Annotated in this window: 19 protein-coding genes; 9 read left to right on the forward strand and 10 right to left on the reverse strand. The window is 73.7% G+C overall.

Going from position 1 to position 18,142, the window contains the following annotated elements; genetic code table 11:
* Positions 1-615: 615 nt before the first annotated feature.
* Both FXF52_RS21285 and FXF52_RS21290 read left to right on the forward strand, forming a co-directional pair.
* Positions 616-1,587 (forward strand): pirin family protein, encoded by a 972-nt coding sequence (locus FXF52_RS21285; RefSeq protein ID WP_148799258.1) that lies wholly within the window; start codon positions 616-618, stop codon positions 1,585-1,587.
* Positions 1,588-1,618: 31 nt separating this feature from the next.
* A complete protein-coding gene (locus FXF52_RS21290; RefSeq protein WP_148799260.1) occupies positions 1,619-2,284 on the forward strand; it encodes a hypothetical protein in 666 nt (221 codons plus the stop codon).
* A 213-nt stretch (positions 2,285-2,497) separates the two neighbouring features.
* On the opposite strand, the gene FXF52_RS21295 is transcribed toward FXF52_RS21290, so the two are convergent.
* Together FXF52_RS21295 and FXF52_RS21300 are read right to left on the reverse strand one after the other, a co-directional pair.
* The gene (locus FXF52_RS21295; RefSeq protein WP_222870600.1) at positions 2,498-3,109 is read right to left on the reverse strand and encodes a DUF1345 domain-containing protein; all 612 of its coding nucleotides are present in this window, start codon (positions 3,107-3,109) and stop codon (positions 2,498-2,500) included.
* Between the two features lie 56 nt (positions 3,110-3,165).
* Complete coding sequence (locus FXF52_RS21300; protein ID WP_148799262.1) at positions 3,166-3,435, reverse strand: DUF2795 domain-containing protein; 270 nt, start codon at positions 3,433-3,435, stop codon at positions 3,166-3,168.
* Positions 3,436-3,585: 150 nt separating this feature from the next.
* On the opposite strand from FXF52_RS21300, the gene FXF52_RS21305 reads away from it, so the two are divergent.
* Positions 3,586-3,993 carry a DUF2267 domain-containing protein gene (locus FXF52_RS21305; RefSeq protein ID WP_148799264.1) on the forward strand — a complete coding sequence of 136 codons (408 nt, stop codon included), beginning with the start codon at positions 3,586-3,588 and terminating at the stop codon, positions 3,991-3,993.
* Positions 3,994-4,010: 17 nt separating this feature from the next.
* Here FXF52_RS21305 and FXF52_RS21310 read toward each other — a convergent pair whose 3' ends face one another.
* A complete protein-coding gene (locus FXF52_RS21310; protein WP_148799266.1) occupies positions 4,011-5,192 on the reverse strand; it encodes a CaiB/BaiF CoA-transferase family protein in 1,182 nt (393 codons plus the stop codon).
* Between the two features lie 212 nt (positions 5,193-5,404).
* Between FXF52_RS21310 and FXF52_RS21315 the strand changes: the two genes are divergently transcribed.
* The 4 genes from FXF52_RS21315 to FXF52_RS21330 all read left to right on the forward strand — a co-directional run bounded on the left by FXF52_RS21315 (position 5,405) and on the right by FXF52_RS21330 (position 8,188).
* Complete coding sequence (locus tag FXF52_RS21315; RefSeq protein WP_148799268.1) at positions 5,405-6,424, forward strand: TerC family protein; 1,020 nt, start codon at positions 5,405-5,407, stop codon at positions 6,422-6,424.
* Between the two features lie 103 nt (positions 6,425-6,527).
* Positions 6,528-7,118, forward strand: coding sequence for a sulfite oxidase-like oxidoreductase (locus FXF52_RS21320; RefSeq protein ID WP_222870601.1), 591 nt, complete (start codon positions 6,528-6,530; stop codon positions 7,116-7,118).
* Position 7,119: 1 nt separating this feature from the next.
* Entirely contained in the window at positions 7,120-7,881 is a 762-nt protein-coding gene (locus FXF52_RS21325; protein ID WP_148799272.1) for a ferredoxin reductase, read from the forward strand.
* A gap of 13 nt (positions 7,882-7,894) precedes the next feature.
* Complete coding sequence (locus FXF52_RS21330; protein WP_148799274.1) at positions 7,895-8,188, forward strand: DUF6510 family protein; 294 nt, start codon at positions 7,895-7,897, stop codon at positions 8,186-8,188.
* A gap of 110 nt (positions 8,189-8,298) precedes the next feature.
* Here the strand turns inward: FXF52_RS21330 and FXF52_RS21335 are convergent, their stop codons facing one another.
* A complete protein-coding gene (locus FXF52_RS21335) occupies positions 8,299-9,522 on the reverse strand; it encodes an MFS transporter (protein ID WP_148799276.1) in 1,224 nt (407 codons plus the stop codon).
* A gap of 359 nt (positions 9,523-9,881) precedes the next feature.
* Between FXF52_RS21335 and FXF52_RS21340 the strand changes: the two genes are divergently transcribed.
* Complete coding sequence (locus FXF52_RS21340) at positions 9,882-10,415, forward strand: GNAT family N-acetyltransferase (RefSeq protein WP_255472192.1); 534 nt, start codon at positions 9,882-9,884, stop codon at positions 10,413-10,415.
* Between the two features lie 150 nt (positions 10,416-10,565).
* Here the strand turns inward: FXF52_RS21340 and FXF52_RS41755 are convergent, their stop codons facing one another.
* From FXF52_RS41755 to FXF52_RS21355, 4 genes are all read right to left on the reverse strand, one after another.
* Positions 10,566-10,724, reverse strand: a complete 159-nt coding sequence (locus FXF52_RS41755) for a hypothetical protein (protein WP_187413614.1) — start codon at positions 10,722-10,724, stop codon at positions 10,566-10,568.
* Positions 10,721-11,332 carry a 30S ribosomal protein S4 gene (gene rpsD / locus FXF52_RS21345; protein WP_148799280.1) on the reverse strand — a complete coding sequence of 204 codons (612 nt, stop codon included), beginning with the start codon at positions 11,330-11,332 and terminating at the stop codon, positions 10,721-10,723. The genes FXF52_RS41755 and rpsD overlap by 4 nt, the downstream gene beginning before the upstream one ends.
* 82 nt (positions 11,333-11,414) lie before the next feature.
* On the reverse strand, positions 11,415-12,866 hold the full coding sequence (locus FXF52_RS21350; RefSeq protein WP_148799282.1) for a M20/M25/M40 family metallo-hydrolase: 1,452 nt from the start codon (positions 12,864-12,866) through the stop codon (positions 11,415-11,417).
* A gap of 33 nt (positions 12,867-12,899) precedes the next feature.
* Positions 12,900-14,516 (reverse strand): hypothetical protein, encoded by a 1,617-nt coding sequence (locus tag FXF52_RS21355; protein ID WP_148799284.1) that lies wholly within the window; start codon positions 14,514-14,516, stop codon positions 12,900-12,902.
* 215 nt (positions 14,517-14,731) lie between these two features.
* Here FXF52_RS21355 and FXF52_RS21360 point away from each other — a divergent pair, with 215 nt between their 5' ends.
* Positions 14,732-16,030, forward strand: coding sequence for an NAD(P)/FAD-dependent oxidoreductase (locus FXF52_RS21360; RefSeq protein ID WP_148799286.1), 1,299 nt, complete (start codon positions 14,732-14,734; stop codon positions 16,028-16,030).
* A gap of 53 nt (positions 16,031-16,083) precedes the next feature.
* Here the strand turns inward: FXF52_RS21360 and FXF52_RS21365 are convergent, their stop codons facing one another.
* Together FXF52_RS21365 and FXF52_RS21370 are read right to left on the reverse strand one after the other, a co-directional pair.
* Complete coding sequence (locus FXF52_RS21365) at positions 16,084-17,259, reverse strand: AI-2E family transporter (protein WP_148799288.1); 1,176 nt, start codon at positions 17,257-17,259, stop codon at positions 16,084-16,086.
* A gap of 43 nt (positions 17,260-17,302) precedes the next feature.
* Entirely contained in the window at positions 17,303-18,094 is a 792-nt protein-coding gene (locus tag FXF52_RS21370; protein WP_148799290.1) for a spermidine synthase, read from the reverse strand.
* Between the last annotated feature and the right edge of the window lie 48 nt (positions 18,095-18,142).

The following is an 18,142-nucleotide window of genomic DNA, read 5'->3' on the forward strand; positions in this document are numbered from 1 at the left end:
CACCCTGGCGTTCGAGAAGGGTCTGAAGCAGGTCGACGGCTGGCAGGACATGCCCCTGACCCAGGCGGCGCAGACGGTGCAGGTGTCGGCCTACCCGGACGCCTACGCCCAGTGGGAACAGCAGGCCGCCGACCTCGTCGCCCAGCACTGGAACAGCTGACCCAACAGCTGAGCACAGCACAACCGAGCACGCTGCTGGCCGGCACCCCAACCAAGGGTGCCGGCCAGCGCCGTCTCCAGAGAACGCCGTCTCCAGAGAGCGCCGTCTCCAGAGAGCGCCGTCTCCAGAGACCTTGGGCAAACCCGTCCGCCGTGAACGGCAACTGTCCAAGATCGGAAAACGGCACAGGTTGCACCAGAGGAAGAACCGTGACCGGCGGGCGGGCAAGGAGCACGACGGGGCTGGGGGCGAGGGTGACCGGCGCAGGGATCAAGCCTGACCGCCCGGAGCCGGTCACCCTCGCCCCCAGCCCCAAGCGCAACCACTGACCCACCGAGACGCAGTCCACAAGCGCAGCCAGAGACCGGGGCCAAGCCCACGAGCGCAACCCCCCCAGCGGCGACCCGGCCGTGAACCCGGCAACCGTCGCGGAGAGCTGAGCGTAGAGTCGGGCGGTGGACCGTACCGAATCACTGCCGGCGCAGACCGTCCCACCTGGCGCGGCGCCCGTCGACCCGGGCAGCGTGCTGCTGCCGGGCCACGACGTGCCGCTGGGCCGTTACACCACGGTGCGGCGGCTGTTGCCGCAGCGGCAGCGGCGGATGGTGGGCGCCTGGTGCTTCGTCGACCACTTCGGACCGGACGACGTCGCCGAGCGCCCCGGTATGGAGGTGCCACCGCACCCGCACACCGGGTTGCAGACCGTCACCTGGCTGCTCGATGGGGAGATCCTGCACCGGGACAGCCTGGGCAACGTGCAGCCGATCCGCCCGGGGCAGCTCAACGTGATGACCTCGGGGCACGGCATCGCCCACTCGGAGCGGTCGCCGGCGGCGCACCCGCCGGTCATGCACGGCGTCCAGCTCTGGGTGGCGCTGCCGGACCCGGCCCGGGCGGGCGGGGCGGACTTCGCCCACCACGCGGAGCTGCCGCGCTGGCGCGACGGCGACCTGGACGTGACGCTGCTGGTCGGCGAGGTGGGCGGCGAGCGTTCGCCGGCCGTGGTGCACACTCCGCTGGTGGGCGCGCAGCTCGAGGTCCGCGGTCCGGCGCCGGCCACCCTGCCGCTGCGCCGCGACTTCGAGTACGGCCTGCTGGCGATGTCCGGCTCCGCCGAGGTGGACGGGGTGCCGTTCGCGCCGGGAGCCCTGCTCTACCTGGGTTCCGGTCGGGCCACGCTGACCCTGCGCGCCGCCCCGGGCAGCCGGCTGCTGCTGCTCGGCGGTACGCCGTTCGAGGAGCCGCTGGTCATGTGGTGGAACTTCGTGGGCCGCTCGCACGAGGAGGTCGCCGCCGCTCGCGAGGACTGGATGGCGGGCCGACGGTTCGGCACGGTCGCCGACGATCCGGCGCCCCCGCTGCCCGCCCCGGCGCTGCCCACCACCCGGCTGAAGGCGCGGGACCGCAGCGGCGGTGTCCTCGGCTGAATGTCCGGCCCCGGCGCGGGTAGACGCGGGCATGCCGACCAGTGCGATTTCCAACATCGAGGACAAGAAGCGGCTGGTCCGCCGGCTCGCCGGGGACGGGCGGGGGTTCGCCGAACGGTATGGGTTCCGGGTCACCAACAACCCGGCCCAGCTGTTCCAGGTGCTCTACCTGTCCGTTCTGCTGGCCCGTCGGGGGGACTACCGCAAGGCCGTCGACAGCGCGGTGGCGCTGCGGGACAGCGGGTGGGAAAGCGCGGCCCGGCTGGCCCGGTCGCTGCACACCGACCGGGTACGCGTGCTGCGCGAGGCGGGGCAGCGCGGCGACGTGGACCAGTTGGCCACCGTGCTCGGTGACCTGGCCCGTGCCGTGGTGGACCGGTACCGGGGCGACCTGCGCCGGTTGCGGACGGCGGCGCAGCAGGATCCGGCCCGGGAACGGCGGCTGCTCGGCGACCTGCCCGGAGTGGACGACCAGGTGATCGACCTGTTTCTGCGCGAGGTCCAGGCGGTGTGGCAGGAGGTGGCGCCGGTGGCCGACAAGCGGGCGCTCGTCGCGGCGCGCCGGCTGGGGCTGGGCCGCTCCGCCGACGACCTGGCCGGGCTGGCCGGCGGCCGCGAGTCGGAGCGGCTGGCCTGGCTCGTGGGTGCACTGGCCCGGGTGGACCTGGAGAAGCGGTACGCCGAGCTGACCGGCTGACCGGCCCGTGTGGCGGGACACAATTCTGCGATAGTCACCCGTTCGGCTGACGTCGCGTTGTATGGTGATCGTGGCAGCGATGCCCGCCCGGTTCGGGCGAACATCCACCGCTTGGCGGTCGCGACCCGGTTCGGGCGTGGACCACCAGGGACAGGTGTTGCGTGGCGCCCCAGGTCGCGGTTCGTGACCCGGGGCGCCCGCCTGTCTTTCGCTTCACTTCGCCAGGCTGCCCACCAGGTTGACGGTCGCCGCGATGATGATCGCTCCGAAGAGGTACGCCAGTAGTGCGTGCCGCAGCACGCTGCGCCGCATCTCGGAGCTGGTCAGGTCGGTGTCGGAGACCTGGAACGTGGCCCCCACGGTGAACGCCAGGTAGGCGAAGTCCGCATAGCACGGCGGTTCCGTCTGGTGGAAGTTCACCCCGCCCGGCGTACCCGTGTAGAAGAGCCGGGCGTACCGGATGGTGAACACGGTGTGCACCACGAACCAGGAGACCACCACGCTGAGCACGGCCAGCCCGGCATACGCCTCCAGCCCGGGCTGCCGCTGGGCGTGCGCGCTGATCAGCACCACCCCCACGGCGAGCAGGCTGACCACGCAGGCGCCGAGCAGCAGCACGTCCCGCATGGCCCGGTTCGGGTCCTCGAACACCGCCAGCCGCGCGGTCTGGTCGGCATCCAGCCGCCCGAGGCGAGCCCACACCAGAGCCAGCCAGCTCAGCGCGGCGGCGTCCCAGCCCACCAGCGGGGCGAGCGCCGGGGTGAAGAGCGCCGCGCACAGTCCACCGCACACCACCCCGACCACTCCCATGAGGACGAGCTGCACGGAAGCCGGAATGTGCCCGTGCAGATGGGGGTGTGCGCTGCGCACCGCGGCGGGGGTCAGATGCCGCGTACGTGCTGCGAGACCCGCTGGTGCTTGTCCCGGGCCTGCGCCGCGCGCTGCGACCGGTCGACCTCGGGGGCGGCTTCGATGCCCGCCGAGCGGGCCACCTCGTTGCCGTTGGCGTAGTCCACCGGGGGCAGCGCCCGCAGCGCCTTCAACACGTCCGGCGGCGCGCCCTCCCGTTCGGCCTCCCGGATGACGTCGTCCTTCCCGGCCGGATAGTCCAGCGCCGACAGGTAGTCAAGGACGTCGGTGTAACTCGCCATGAGTCGGGCTCCTCGCGCCTCGGTTGCGGTCACGACCGGCGGCGGTTACCCACCGGGCCGCCGGTCACGCACGGGGCGGCGGAAAATCCGCGTCGTTTCCGCCGCCCGTTGGCGGGTAGGCGGGTTCGCGCACCGAAAGGGGTACCACCGATGCAATACCTCACCTTCGTCGACCGCGTGGCACGGCGTACCGGGGCGTCCGAGGAGCGGGCGGCGGAGCTGACCGGTGCCACGTTGGAGACCCTGGCCGAACGGTTGACCGGCGGCGAGGTGCTGGATCTCGCCGCGCAACTGCCGAAGGCGCTCCAGCGGATGCTCAAGCCTCACCCGCGTACCGAGGCGGCGGAACGGTTCGGGGCGGCCGAGTTCGTCGCCCGGGTCGCCCGCCGGGCCGACGTCGACGAGAACGCCGCGCGGGACACCATCCGGGCCGTGTTCACCACGCTGCGCGAGGCGATCAGCGGCGGGGAGTTCCAGGACGTGGCGGTGCAGTTGCCGCGCGACTACCGGGACATCGTGGAGCCGGCGCTCGCCCCGGCCCCGGCGCGGCGCGGCTGAGCCGGGCCGCGTGGCCGTCAGGCGACCGTGCCCTCGGCACGCAGGGCCGCGATCCGGTCGGGGTCGAAGCCGGCCTCCGTGAGCACTTCGTCCGTGTGCTCGCCGGGGTGTGGGGGCCTCCGGCGTACGGAGGTGGGGGTGGCGGAGAAGCGTGGCGCGGGCGCCGGCTGGGTGACCCCGTCGTGGTCGACGAAGACGCCCCGGGCCGCCAGGTGGGGGTGTTCCGGCGCCTCCGCCCAGTCCAGCACCGGCGCGACGCAGGCGTCCGACCCGGCGAGCAGCTCCGCCCACTCGTCCCGGGTCCGGGTGCGGAACAGCCGCGCCCACGCGGTACGCAACGCCGGCCAGTTCGCCGGGTCGATCCGGTCCGGGGCCTCGTCGCCGTCCAACGGGAAACCGGTGAGCCGGACCAGCTCGTCGTAGAACTGCGGTTCCAGCGCACCCACCGCGAGGTACCGCCCGTCGGCGCACTCGTACGTGTCGTAGAAGGGCGCGCCGCCGTCGAGCAGGTTCACCCCGCGTGGGTCCTGCCACCTGCCGGACCGCCGGAGGGCGTGGATCTGGGTGGCCAGCACCGACACGCCGTCCACGATGGCCGCGTCGACGACCTGGCCGGGCGCGCCGGCGCGGATCGCGTACAGGGCGGCGACGACGCCGAGGGCCAGCATCATCCCGCCGCCACCGAAGTCGCCGAGCAGGTTCATCGGCGGCACGGGGCGTTCGCCGGCGCGGCCGACGCCGTGCAGTGCGCCGGTCAGCGCCAGGTAGTCGATGTCGTGGCCGGCGGTGTGGGCGAGCGGCCCGTCCTGCCCCCAGCCGGTCATCCGCCCGTACACCAGTCGGGGGTTGACGGCGAGGCAGTCGTCGGGGCCGAGGCCGAGCCGCTCGGTGACGCCGGGCCGGAAGCCTTCCAGCAGCGCGTCCGCCCCGGCCACCAGGGCCAGCACCACCTCCCGCCCCGCCGCGGATTTGAGGTCGACGGCGAGCGAGCGGCGGTTGCGGGTGAGCAGGTCGCCGGGGATGCCGAGGCCGGCCGGGGTGGTGCGGTCGACGCGGACCACGTCCGCGCCGAGGTCGGCCAGCATCATCGCGGCGAACGGGCCGGGGCCGATGCCGGCCAGCTCGATCACCCGGACGCCGGTGAGCGGGCCCTCGTTGGTCACCGCGTCACCATAGGGCGCGGGCTCGCCGGACACCATGCCTCGCCGGCACACTCAGCGGTTGACCAGGGCAATCATCCGATTCCGGACTTGGCGGTCGAGCTGAGGTTGCCCTAACCTGGAGCGCGCGAGGGGAGTACTTCCCACGAACCATTCCGGTCAGTACGGCGTGCCCGGCGCGCCTCGGGTGGTTGCCCACGGAGGGTGGGTGAAGGAGACCTCGAACATGACAGGGTGTTCGAGGAGACTCCATGACCGAATTGTCGTACCTGTCCGCGGCCGAACTGTCGACGGTCGGCACCCCCGCCCTGTGGGCGGTGACCATCGCCGGCGTGCTCGCCCTGCTGGTGCTCGACTTCCTGGTCACCCGCCGCCCACACGAGGTGTCGCTCAAGGAGGCCCTGGGCTGGTCGGCCTTCTACGTCGCCCTGCCGCTGGCCTTCGGCGTCTGGGTCTGGTCCCGGTACGGCTCCGAACTGGGCGTCCAGTACCTGACCGGCTACCTGGTGGAGAAGTCGCTCTCGGTCGACAACCTGTTCGTCTTCATGTTGTTGCTGGCGGCGTTCGCGGTGCCCGCGGTGCTGGCCCAGCGCGTCCTGCTCTACGGCATCGCCGGCGCGCTGGTGCTGCGCGCGGTCTTCATCGCGCTCGGCGCCGCCGCCCTGCAGACCCTCGACTTCGCCTTCCTGCTCTTCGCGATCATCCTGATCGTCACCGCGGTCAAGCTGCTCCGCGACGCCCTCTCCGGGCACGAGCAGGAGGTCGACATCAACAAGATGCGGTCGGTGAAGGTGCTCCGCCGGGTCATGCCGGTGGTCGACGAGTACCAGGGCACCAGGATGACCGTGCGGCAGAACGGCCGCCGCGCGCTCACCCCGCTCGCCCTCGTGGTGGTCGCGGTGTTCGCCACCGACGTGGTCTTCGCCGTCGACTCGGTGCCGGCCGTCTACGGCATCACCGAGGACCCGTACCTGGTCTTCGCCACCAACGCGTTCGCCCTGCTCGGCCTGCGCGCGCTCTACTTCGTGCTGCATGCCGCGCTGAGCCGGCTGGTGCACCTCAGCTACGGCCTGGCCGTCATCCTCGCCTTCATCGGCGTCAAGCTCGGCCTGCACTGGGCACACGGCATCTGGCCGGGCGTGCCGCAGATCCCCACCCTCGCCTCGCTCGGCGTGATCATCGGCATCCTCGTGGTGGTCACCCTGACCAGCCTGCGCGCCACCCGCGACCGCGAACCGGGCGACACGGGGGTCGTCGCCGAGCGCCACTGAGCCCACCGGCCGGGCCGGCTGCGGTGGTCACCCACCGCGGCCCGTCCGGCCGAACCCCACGCCCGGTCCACCCCTCGGGTGGTACGACTGACGGGTGGGAATCGTGTCGCCGGGCTTCCAGGGCCGGCCCCGCTCGGCCGAGCCGGCCCTGCCGCCCGGGCAGTACCTCACCGAGGACTGGCCGGTGCTCTCCGCCGGCCCGACCCCGAAGGTGTCGCTGGACACCTGGGAGTTCGTGGTCACCACCGAGACCGGCGCCGAGTTCCGCTGGTCCTGGACCGAGCTGATGGGCCTACCGCAGGAGACGCCCACGGTGGACATCCACTGCGTCACCCGCTGGTCCAAGCTCGGCACCAACTGGCAGGCCGTCTCGCTGGACACTTTGCTCGAAGGCATCGACACCGACGCGCGGTACGCGCTGGCCCACTCGTACGGCGGGTACACCACGAACCTGCCGCTGGAGGACCTGCGCGGCGGGCGGGCCTGGGTGGCGCACGCGTACGAGGGCGGCCCGCTACCCGCCGAGCACGGCGGTCCGGCCCGGCTGCTCGTGCCGCACCTCTACTTCTGGAAGTCGGCGAAGTGGGTGCGGGGCATCCGGCTGCTCGTCGACGACCAGCCGGGCTTCTGGGAGACCGCGGGCTACCACGACTACGGCGACCCGTGGCGCGAGCAGCGCTACCAGGGCGACTGAGGTGTCCGCGCCCCCGGCCGGCAACCGGGTCGCCGTGCCGTTGACCTGGCGGGTGGCCCGTCTCGCCGAGCGCCGGACCGAGACGCCGACCGCGCAGACCCTGGTCCTGGACGTGCCCGACTGGCCGGGGCACCTGCCGGGGCAGCACGTCGACGTCCGGCTCACCGCCGCCGACGGCTACCAGGCGGCCCGGTCGTACTCGCTGGCGGAGCCCGCCGACGCCGGCCGGATCGCGCTGACCGTGCAGCGGGTGCCGGACGGGGAGGTGTCGCCGTACCTGATCGACGTGTGGGCCGAGGGCGACCCGGTGGAGGTGCGCGGGCCGGTCGGCGGCTGGTTCGTCTGGCGTACCGCGGAGACCGCGCCGGTGCTGCTGGTGGCCGGCGGGTCCGGGGTGGTGCCGCTGATGGCGATGGTCCGGGCCCGCCGGGCCGCCGGCAGCCGGACACCGTTCCGGCTGATCTACTCGGTCCGCACCCCCGACGACGTCTTCTACGCCGAGGAGTTGCGCCGGCGCGCCCGCGACGACCAGGGCCTGGACGTGGCGTACCTGTACACCCGCCAGGCGCCGGCGGACTGGCGGGGTGAACCGCACCGGATCAACCTGGCCGACGTCAACACCCACGGCTGGCCGCCCGACCTGGATCCGCTCTGCTACGTCTGCGGCCCGACCGGCTTCGTGGAGACCGTGGCGGACCTGCTGGTGGGGCTCGGCCACCCGACCCGGCGGGTGAAGACCGAACGCTTCGGCCCGACCGGGTGACCGAGGAGGACGCATGACCGACATGTCCTACCTGGACGGCAACATGCTGGACGGGCCGCTGCGGGAGATCTTCGCGGTGGACCTCAGCACGGCCACCGGGCGCTGCGCGTCCTGCGGCACGGCCGGCCCGATGGCCGGGCTGCACGTCTTCTCCCACGCCCCCGGCCTGGTGGGTCGCTGCCCGGTCTGTGGGCAGGTGATGCTGCGGCTGGTCCGGGCGCCCGAGCGCGCCTGGCTGGACCTGCGCGGGGCCACCGTCCTCGAGTTGCCGATGCCGCTCGACCAGCCCCACCCGGGCCCGCTGTAGCCCGGGACACGGCCGGATCGCCGAGGTGGCGCGATCACCTGGGGCTCGACCGGCCCACCTCGGCGACATGGCGTCCGGTTGTCGAGCCGGTCCGCGGACGGAGACGGGGCTCAGCCGGCCGTGTCCGACAGGCGCCGCCAGGCCAGCGCGGTGAGTGCCGCCAGCGCGGCCGCGGCCAGCCAGAACGGCGCCAGGATGCTTCCGGTCACCTGGGCGACGAGGCCGCCGGTCACCGTGCCCACGGCCGCCCCGCCCAGATCGGCGAGGGAGTAGACGCTGTTCACCCGGCCGCGCAGCCGGTCCGGCACGAGGCGCTGCCGTAGCGACACCACGAGCACCCCCCACACCATCGCGTGCACCCCCCACACCGCGAGGGCGGTCCCGGCCACCCAGGGCTGCCGGGTGGTGGCCAGCACGACCTGGAGCCCGATCTCGACCAGCAGTCCGGCCCGCAGCAGCGTCGGGGTGCCGAACCGGGCCCGCAGCCGGGTCGCCAGGGTGCTCCCGGCGAGCCCGCCGAGCGCGGCGGCGGTCAGCAGCACCCCGTAGCCGACCTCGGCGAGGCCGAGCCGCTGGCGGGCGTACAGCACGAACGCGGCGAACGCCGCGCAGAACGCCACGTTCATCACCGCGATGCAGCCGGCGAGGGCCCGCAGCACCGGCACGCCCCACAGGGCGCGTACCCCGGCGGCGATGTCCGCCCGCAGCGAGCGTCTCGGGCCGGCGTCCGGGGCGGCCGCGGGTGGGACCGGTCGCCAGCGCAGCAGGGCCAGCAGCAGCCCGGCCAGTCCGAAGGTGGCCGCGTCGAAGCCGAACGGCAGCGCCGCCGCGACCACGAAGAGGTACGCCCCGAACGGCTTCGCGGCGAACTGGTTGCCGATCACGAAGGTGGCGAAGAGGCGGCTGTTGGCCTGCTCCAGCCTCTCCGGCGGGACCACCGAGGGCAGCAGCGCCCCGGCGGCCGTGTCGGCCAGGGTCTCCCCGACGCCGGCGAGGAAGAACGCCAGGCAGATCAGCGGCACGGTGGCCACCCCGGCGAGCACCGCCCCGGCCAGGGCGGCGAGGACCAGGCCCCGGCCGAGGTTGACCCCGATGATCAGTCGGCGCCGGTCCAGCCGGTCCACGAGCGCCCCGCTGACCAGGGCGAACAGCAGCCAGGGCAGCTGCGGGGCGAGGGCCGCGGCGGCCACCGCGGCCGGGTCCGGGGTGAGCGAGGCGACCAGCAGCGGGCCGGCGACCAGGGTGACGCCGTCACCAAGGTTGGAGACCGCGGTGGCGGTCCAGAGGCGGCGGAAGTCCCGGCCGAGCCGGCCGGTGGGAACGGTGGCCGTCATGCCGGCCACCGGGCAGGGATACGCGGTCCGGGCACGACGGGGCACCCGGACGGGCCGTCCGGAAACACGAGGAATCTCCCTCGGAAGCGATGTGTGGCGTACGCACGCCAGGACGGGGGACCCGCGCAAGGGTCACCTGATCGCTTCGCGGCGAGAGGGTGGTGTCGAGGGGGCGGCCCGGGGAACCCGGGCTCGGGTCAGGACACGGTCCCCAGCGGCGAAGCGGAAACCAGCACCGTGCCGACCAGAACCTTCGCCATGACCGACCTCCCGTCGTCGGGCCCCACGCTAGGCGATCTCGATCCGCCGCGCGACCCCTGTTGGACAGCGGGTCGGCCGGTGGCCGAGAGTGGGGCACCGTGAGATACCTGCGTACCGACGGCCGGGTGGGCATCCGGCGACCCCGGCCGGCCGACGAGGCCGAGTTCATCGCGGCGGCCCGGCGCAGCCGCGAGCTGCACCACCCGTGGCTGTCCGCCGCCGACGACCCCGAGGGGTACGCCGCGTACCTGCGCAAGATCCGGGGGCGGGACAGCTCGGGTTACCTGTTCTGCGACGTGGCCACCGGGGAGATCGCCGGGTACGCCACCATCAGCGGCATCGTCATGGGCGCGCTGCGCGGCGGCTACCTGGGCTACGCCGCCTTCCTGCCGTACGCCGGCACCGGGCACGCCTCGGCCGGGATCCGCCTGGTCATCGGGCACGCCTTCACCGCGCTCGGGCTGCACCGGCTGGAGGCGAACATCCAGCCCGGCAACGAGCCGTCGAAGCGGCTGGCCCGCCGCCTCGGCTTCCGGTTGGAGGGCTTCTCCCCGGACTACCTCTTCATCGACGGAGCCTGGCGGGACCACGAGCGGTGGGCGATCACCGCACCGGAGCCTGGGCACGCCTGACGGCCCGGCGCGGGCTGGCGGCCGGCCCGGACTGGACCAGCTCCCGCGGCAGCGTGAGGCCGTGGGCTCTAGCCCGGGCAGCAACCACCTGAGCCCGCCAGCCACGAGGGGCGGCCGCCGTCCCGGCGACCGCCACCGTTGTTGCTCGACTCAGCGCCCCGGGCCCCGCGCCTGGGGGCGCTGCCCGGTCAACCGCTCCAACTTCGCCTGCTTGTGGTCCACGCGCCGGCGCTGCCGCGCCGTGAGCCGCGGGCGGCCACTCTGCCGCTGGTAGTTGGACACGCGCCGGTCGGTCGGCAGGATACTCACAGCGGGCTCCCTCCGATGGACTTGACGGCGAGGGGGACGTCCCGCAGCGCCGGCACCTCCTGGCGCTGCGGCTCCCGGGTCAGGGTCGCGGTGCCCCGGTCCGCCCGTACGTCCAGGTAGGGCGGGCTGTCGCCCGCGGCTTGGCCGGCCACCGCGACGGCGACCGGGGCACGGCACTGCCGGTCCGGCCGGACCTGGATGGTCTGCCCGGGGCGGAGCAGGTACGAGGCCCGGTTGACCTTGCCGCCGTCGACGGTGAACGTGTTGTGTGCGACCAGGTCGCGGGCCTCGTTGATGGAGCGGGCGAAGCCCGCGCGGTGCACCAGCGCGTCCATCCGCTGCTCCAGCTCGCCGACCAGGTTCTCCGCCGAGTCACCGGGTTGGCTGACGGCCGCCACCAGGGCCCGGGCGAGTTGCCGGTCCCGCAGTTCGTAGCGGGCGCGTACCTGGTGGCGCGCGATGTCGTCCAACCAGGGTCCCCCGGGTGCGGGCCGCGGCCCGCCGCGTACGCCCACCGGATGCCGTTGCCGCCGCATCCGGTAGCCGTACGCGGGGTGGATCGGGAACACGTCCTCGGGCGAGGGACGTACCGTGGTCCGGACCGCCATGTCGTTTCCTCCCTCGGCTCTCGCGGTCCGTCCACCCTCCGTCGCCACCGGGTGAGGCCGCCCCACCCGATCCGGGTGACCCTCAGCTGCCCGGCTTCGGGAAGGCGACCGGGCTGCGGTGCCCGTCCCGGTCCACCGCCCGGACACCGAAGAAGACGTTGTCCTTGGACAGGTCGACGGTCACCTCGGTGACGTCACCGACCGGGAGCACCTTCTGCCACTCGGCCGCGGTGGTCTCCCGCCACACCACCTCGTAGCCGGCGAGGTCCGGCTCGGCGCCCCGCTGCCAGCGCAGGGTGGTGTCGTTGGTCAGGTTGGTGGTGACGATGGTGACCCCCTTCGGGGTGCCCGGCGCCTGGGCCAGCGACCAGAGCGTGGCGCCGTTCACCCGGGCCACCCGGGTGATGTAGTCGAAGTCGCAGAACTCCGGCAGGTCCCCGTACTGGACCCCGTCCACGACCCGGACGTCCTGGTGCTGGTGGGCGAAGTCCTCGTTCGGCTCGGTGAACCGGCCGGCCGGCCAGCCCTCGCGCAGGAACGAGATGTGGTCGCTGCCGCGCAGGTAGCGGTCCCGCCGATAGACCACCCGGACCTGCATCCCGGTGGCCCCGTTCTCCGCCACGTCGCTGACGAACCGGGCGAGCTGCCGGGACGGGGAGTCGTTCTCGCCGCCGACGGACTGCCGGGTGCTCGCCTCGGCCGGGGTCTCCGCGGTCGGCACCCCCTCGGCGAAGAGCCGGACAACTCGCGGGTCGCGGGTGCCGTCGTCGGCGGTGCTGCTGCCGACGATGTCGTTGCTGAACATGCCCTGGCAGTCCACGCCCGCCGCCTTGAGCTGCTTCGCCAGGTAGGTCGAGCCGTACAGGTTCTGCTCCTCGCCGGCGACCGCGGCGAACACGATGGTCGCCTCGGTGCGCCGGGTGGCCATCACCCGGGCCAGCTCCATCACCACCGCCACGCCGGAGGCGTCGTCGTCGGCGCCCGGCGCGTCGCTCACCGCGTCCATCACGTCGGTGCAGCGGGAGTCGTAGTGGCCGGTGATCACGTAGACCCGGTTCGGCGTGACGTCGCCGCGTAGGGTGGCCACCACGTTGGTGATCCGGGTGGGGGTGGGGATCCGGGAGGCGGGCTGCTGGACGTACGACTGCAGCTCGACGGTCATCCGGCCGTCCGACGCGGCGGCGTATCCGGAGAGCTGCTGGTGGATCCAGTCCCGGGCCGCGCCGATGCCCCGGACCGGGTCGTCCTGGCTGGAGAGGGTGTGCCGGGTGCCGAAGGCGGCGAGCCGGCGTACGGTGGCCTCGATCCGGTCCCGGTCGACCTCGCGCAGCAGCGCGGACAGCTCCCGGCCCGGCGGCTGGGGCAGGACCGGGTGGCCGGGGCCGGGCGGCGCGACCGCCTCCCCGGCGGCGGCCGGCGTGGCGGCGGCGAACGGTGCGGCGACGGTGGCGGCGGTGGCCGCGGCGGATGCGGTCAGGAAGGTGCGCCGGGTCGACCTCCTGGGCCGGTCGTCGGCGGTCTCGTGCGATCCCATCCGCGCATCCTCGCCGTTGACCGCGAGGTTTGTCTATATCGTCTGGAGTGGATGCGCTGCGGTGCGGATCCCCTCCGGGTCGCCGCTTGCCGGCCCGCCGTCGGCACCGACGGGCTGTCGGTCGCCGTCCCCGGGGAGCGGTCCGCTGCCCGTCGGCGCGTCGCCCGCCTCGCCCGGATCGCCGTCCGTGGGGGGCCGGTCCGTGGTGGCGGGTGCGGCGGTCGCCGTGGCATGGCCTCGGCGGCGGAGCGCGGCGACCCGGTCGGCGAGCCAGGCCAGCACGGCCTCGACCGTGGCGGCCGCCAGGATGACCAGACCGACCCGCAGCAGGACGGCCTCCTGGATCCCGAAGCGGGTGTACTCGCCGGCGGAGTACATCATGCCGGCCACCGCGCTCGCCGTGCTCGCCAACGCGACAACCGCACCGGCCGCCGCCAGCCAGCGGGCCCGCTTGAACGCCCTGGCCAGCAGGCCGACGCCGAGCGCCATCAGGAAGACCAGGCTCGCCTGGGGCAGCACCCGGTGCCGGTCCGGGAAGAAGAGCTTCTCCGGGACGGCGGGTACGCCCGGCACGGCGGCGGCGTACCGTCCCTCGGTGCCGGCCAGCGAGATCGGCAGTACGGAGAGCACCTGCTCGGTGTATTCGCTCGGGTGGGCCCGCGCGTACCGGTAGCCGACGGACCCCTGCTCCCGCGCCGCCCACGCCCTGAGCGCCGGGCAGTCCCGGTAGGCCTCGATGAACGGGCCCATCGACCAGGTCGAGCCCGCTGCCACCTGCTCCGCCCCGGCGCACCCGGGCATCCCGAACTCCTCCTGGTACGCCGCCTTGACCTGCGGGTTGTTCAACACCTGGAACCGCAGGCGGTAGACGAACGTCGCCTCGGAGAGGCTCAGGCCGCTGCCCCAGGAGCGGTAGCTGTGGTCGACGACCGGCACGATGGCGGCCTGCCAGCCGAGCGCGCCGAGCAGCACCACGGTGGCGAGCAGCGCGTGCCACCGGTACCGCCGCAGCACCGCATGGCCGGCCAGCACGACGACGAGCAGCAGAAGGTACGGCAGCACGTCCTGCCGGGTGAACGTCCACCAGAACGCGACCAGCGCCAGCGCGCCGAGCGCCACCCGGGAGCGGGTCGTGACCCAGATGGTGAGCAGCGCCAGCGCGGCGATGCCGAGGCTGATGGACAGCGACTCGGAGAGCAGGGCGTGGTCCCATGAGTAGACCGACCGGCTCAGGGCCAGGCAGAGCAGCGCGGTGACGGCCAGGATCCGCGCCGGCAGTGACCGCAGCCGCGCCCAGCAGGCACCGGCCAGCAGGCACCAGGCCAGGGTGCTGATCGTCCACTGCAGGGCCACCCGGGCCGAGTCGCTGCCGACCAGCGCGTAGAGCAGCGGCACCCCCCACGGGCGCGGTGCGTGGCCGGTGAACGACAACGTGTCGATCGGCACCTCGCCGGGGCGGGGGGCGTACGAGCGGGTGTCGGGCGCGGTGAAGAGGGTGTAACCGGTCAGGATCCGCACCCGGGCGGACAGGTAGCCGGCGAGCAGGACCACGAGCGGCAGATGCCGCCAGGGCAGGCGCCGCGACGACCAGCGGGGCGCCCGGGCCCAGCTACCCCGATCGTCCGCGGCTTCGGGCGCCTCGATGGCCATGCGAAGTTCCTCACGTCCGTCGCATTGATCATCGGAACCGTAGCGACGGGGCCTCGATCCTGGGTACCCCGGAGCGCCCCGGCGACCGAGAATGAGTCGCTTGGGCCGCCCTGACACGCCGTACGGGCGAGTGCGCCACTCCTCCGTACGGTGTTCGGCCTTCGCGGACCGGATGCCCACGTTTGTCGGGCGTGTCGACGGGAACGGCAATGGGCATGACGAAACCTCGTGTGGTGATCGTGGGGGCCGGTTTCGCCGGTTACCACGCGGCGAAGACGTTGAGCCGGCTGGCCAGCAAGCGGGCGGAGATCGTCCTGCTGAACACGACCGATTACTTCCTCTATCTGCCGCTGCTGCCCGAGGTCGCCGCCGGGGTGGTCGAACCGACCCGGATCTCCGTGCCGCTCGCCGGGACCCTCGACGGCGTCCGGGTGGTGATCGGCGAGGCGAACCGGGTCGACCTGCACAACCGGTGGGTCGGCTACCGGTCGCCGGAGGGCGACGAGGGCCAGCTGGCGTACGACCGGCTGGTGCTCTCCGTGGGCAGCGTTAACAAGCTGCTGCCGATCCCGGGGGTGACCGAGTACGCGCACGGCTTCCGCGGCCTGCCCGAGGCGCTCTACCTGCACGACCACGTGGTCCGGCAGATCGAGCTGGCCGAGGTGACCGACGACCCCGCCGAGCAGCGGGCCCGGACCACCTTCGTGGTGGTGGGCGCCGGCTACACCGGCACCGAGGTCGCGGCGCACGGGCAGCTCTTCACCGACCGGCTCATCGCCCAGCGACCGCACCTGAAGGTACGTCCGCGCTGGATGCTGCTCGACGTGGCGCCCAAGGTGCTGCCCGAGCTGGACCAGCGGATGTCGATCACCGCCGACCGGGTGCTGCGCCGCCGCGGCGTTGACGTCCGGATGGGCACCTCGGTCTCCGAGGCCACCCCGGACGGCGTCATGCTCACCGACGGCGAGTACGTCCCGACCTGCAGCCTGGTCTGGTGCGTCGGGGTACGCCCCGACCCGTTCGTCGCCGAGCTGGGCCTGCGTACCGAGCGGGGGCGCCTGGTGGTGGACGAGTACCTCAACGTCCCCGGCTATCCGGAGGTGTTCGCCTGCGGTGACGCGGCCGCGGTGCCCGACCCCAGCCGCCCCGGGCAGATCTGCGCCATGACCGCGCAGCACGCGCAGCGGCAGGGCAAGCTGGCGGCGCGCAACATCGCCGCCTCGTACGGCCAGGGCACCCGCAAGCCGTACAAGCACCACGAACTGGGCTGGGTGGTGGACCTGGGCGGCAAGGACGCCGCGGCGAACCCGCTGAACGTGTCGATGTCCGGCCTGCCGGCGAAGGCGGTCACCCGCGGCTACCACCTGTTCGCCATGCCGGGCAACCGGGCCCGGGTCGGCGCGGACTGGCTGCTCGACGCCACGCTGCCCCGGCCGGCGGTGCAGCTCGGGTTGGTCCCGGCGAACGCCGTACCGCTGGAGAGCGAGTCGCCCGAGGTGGTCCGCCGCCGGTGACACTCACTGGGCGGGCCGGGCGGCCGGCGACCTCAGCCCGCGTGGCGGGTGGGTCAATCCGGTCGGTCCTTGCCCGCGTCCTGCCCGCCGGGCGGCCGCCCGGTTGTGCCGTCCGTTCCGGCGGTTCGGCGGCCCGCCGACCCCGAGGCCCCGGGCGGGGCCGAGTCGGTGCCGTTGGCCGGCGCGGGCAGCGTACGCCGGCCGGCGGGAACGAACTCGCGGAGCAGGATCTGCACGATCCCGGCCACCGGGATGGCCAGCAGGGCGCCCAGCAGGCCGGCCAGTTCGGCGGCGAGCAGTCCGCTGACCAGCACGGTGAGCGGGTTGAGCCGGACCGCGCGGGCCATGATCACCGGTGCCAGGAAATGGTTCTCCGCCTGCTGATAGAGGATGAAGAAGACCAGCACCACCACGCCGGTGGTGGGCGATTTCAGGAACCCGGCGCCGATGGCGAGAATGGCGCCGATCGTCGCCCCGACCAGCGGGATCAGGTCCGCGAGGGCGACCAGTAGGGCGATCACCGCGGCGAACGGCACCCCGGTGAGCAGGAGCAGCACGAACGTCATCCCGCCGAGGAGCACGCTGATCAGCAGATTCCCGCTGATGTAGCCGGTGATGGTGCGGGAGGACTCGCGGCCGATCCGGCGCAGCCGCTCCGCGTGGCGGTCGCCGGCGAGGGCCAGTGTCGCCCTGATGATCTTCGGAGCCTCCAGCACCATCAGGTACGCGAGCACCACCACGAGGGCGACCCCGGCGAAGGTCTCGACCACCCCCCGGAGCACCCCGAGGACCGGTTGGCCCAGCCGGGAGGCGTACTGCTCGAGCTGCCCGGCGTGGGAGGTGACGTACTGGAGGACGTGGAACCGGTTCAGCAGCTTGCCGACCGGTCCCTGGCCGGCCTTGGTCTCCCGCAGCAGCTCGGGCGCCCGTTCGGCGAACCGGCTCACCTCCTGCACGAGCGGCAGCACGATTGCCGCGAGCAGCGCGGCGAGCAGCACGAAGGCGGCCACGAAGACCAGCAGGGTGGCCAGTGCGCGGCGCCGGACGAACCGGCGTTCCAGCCGGTCGACCAGGGGCTTCAGGGCCACCGCGAAGAACGCCGCGACGGCGATCAGGATCAGCACCTGCCGGGTCGCCCGAATCAGCGCCAGCGCGGCCAGGGTGGCGAGCACCAGCCCGATGACGATCAGTGTGCGCCGGGCCGTCGACCGATCGTCGGCGTTGCTCATCCGGCGCGCCTACCCGGCCTGGTCGCGGCGAAACCCCGGCGCGTCAGTCCTCGGTGAGGTCGGCGTCGGTGGCCGGGCGGGCGCCGGCGACGAACGCGTCGAGCGCCGCCCGGTGCAGCACGCTGCCGGGCACCGGGTCCCCCGCGGCGCGGGCCACGAGCCGGCGTACCGGCAGCCCGTCGGGGCGCGGGGCGGCGGCGAGCACCAGGTTGCCGTACCGCCGGCCGCGCAGCATCCGCCGGTCGGCGATCAGGCACACGTCGGCGAAGACGGCGCGCAGATTGGCCACCTGCGTGCGGGAGAAGACCAGCGGCGGCAGGTCGGTGACGTTCACCAGGTAGATGCCGCCCGGGCGCAGCACCCGAGCCACCTCGGCGACGAACTCGACGCTGGTCACGTGCCGGGGCATCCGGGCCGCCCGGTAGACGTCGGCGAGCACCAGGTCGTACGCCTCGGCCGGCGCGGCGGCCACCGCCTCCCGGGCGTCCCCGATCTCCACGACGACCTCGGGCGGCACCGGGGGCAGCTCTCGGCGGACCAGTTCGATCACGGCCGGCTCCCGCTCGACGACCCGCTGCGCGGAGCCGGGGCGGGTGGCGGCCAGCCAGCGCGGCAGGGTGAGCGCGCCCCCGCCCAGGTGCAGGGCGGTCAACGGACGTCTGGCCGGGGCGGCCAGGTCGACCACCGCGGCCATCCGCCGGACGTACTCGAAATGCAGGTGACGCGGGTCGGCGACGTCGACGTAGGACTGCTCGACTCCGGCCGCGAGCAGGGTACGCCCGCTCGGCCGGGTCCGGTCCACGACGATCTCCAGGCCCTCCGCGCCGCTGCCCACGGCGGGCAACGGTACCCGTACGGAGTGGGGCCGGCGGGCGCGGTGCCC

This window comes from Micromonospora sp. MP36 (assembly GCF_008119785.1).
GTDB lineage: Bacteria > Actinomycetota > Actinomycetes > Mycobacteriales > Micromonosporaceae > Micromonospora.

Excerpts from the sequence above, each read along its gene's own strand:
- FXF52_RS21290 (WP_148799260.1), top strand. The coding sequence starts at position 1,619 with ATGCCGACCAGTGCGATTTCCAACATCGAGGACAAGAAGCGGCTGGTC.
- FXF52_RS21300 (WP_148799262.1), bottom strand. The coding sequence starts at position 3,435 with ATGGCGAGTTACACCGACGTCCTTGACTACCTGTCGGCGCTGGACTAT.
- FXF52_RS21305 (WP_148799264.1), top strand. The coding sequence starts at position 3,586 with ATGCAATACCTCACCTTCGTCGACCGCGTGGCACGGCGTACCGGGGCG.
- FXF52_RS21310 (WP_148799266.1), bottom strand. The coding sequence starts at position 5,192 with ATGGTGTCCGGCGAGCCCGCGCCCTATGGTGACGCGGTGACCAACGAG.
- FXF52_RS21315 (WP_148799268.1), top strand. The coding sequence starts at position 5,405 with ATGACCGAATTGTCGTACCTGTCCGCGGCCGAACTGTCGACGGTCGGC.
- FXF52_RS21330 (WP_148799274.1), top strand. The coding sequence starts at position 7,895 with ATGACCGACATGTCCTACCTGGACGGCAACATGCTGGACGGGCCGCTG.
- FXF52_RS21335 (WP_148799276.1), bottom strand. The coding sequence starts at position 9,522 with ATGACGGCCACCGTTCCCACCGGCCGGCTCGGCCGGGACTTCCGCCGC.
- rpsD (WP_148799280.1), bottom strand. The coding sequence starts at position 11,332 with ATGGCGGTCCGGACCACGGTACGTCCCTCGCCCGAGGACGTGTTCCCG.
- FXF52_RS21350 (WP_148799282.1), bottom strand. The coding sequence starts at position 12,866 with ATGGGATCGCACGAGACCGCCGACGACCGGCCCAGGAGGTCGACCCGG.
- FXF52_RS21355 (WP_148799284.1), bottom strand. The coding sequence starts at position 14,516 with ATGGCCATCGAGGCGCCCGAAGCCGCGGACGATCGGGGTAGCTGGGCC.
- FXF52_RS21360 (WP_148799286.1), top strand. The coding sequence starts at position 14,732 with ATGACGAAACCTCGTGTGGTGATCGTGGGGGCCGGTTTCGCCGGTTAC.
- FXF52_RS21365 (WP_148799288.1), bottom strand. The coding sequence starts at position 17,259 with ATGAGCAACGCCGACGATCGGTCGACGGCCCGGCGCACACTGATCGTC.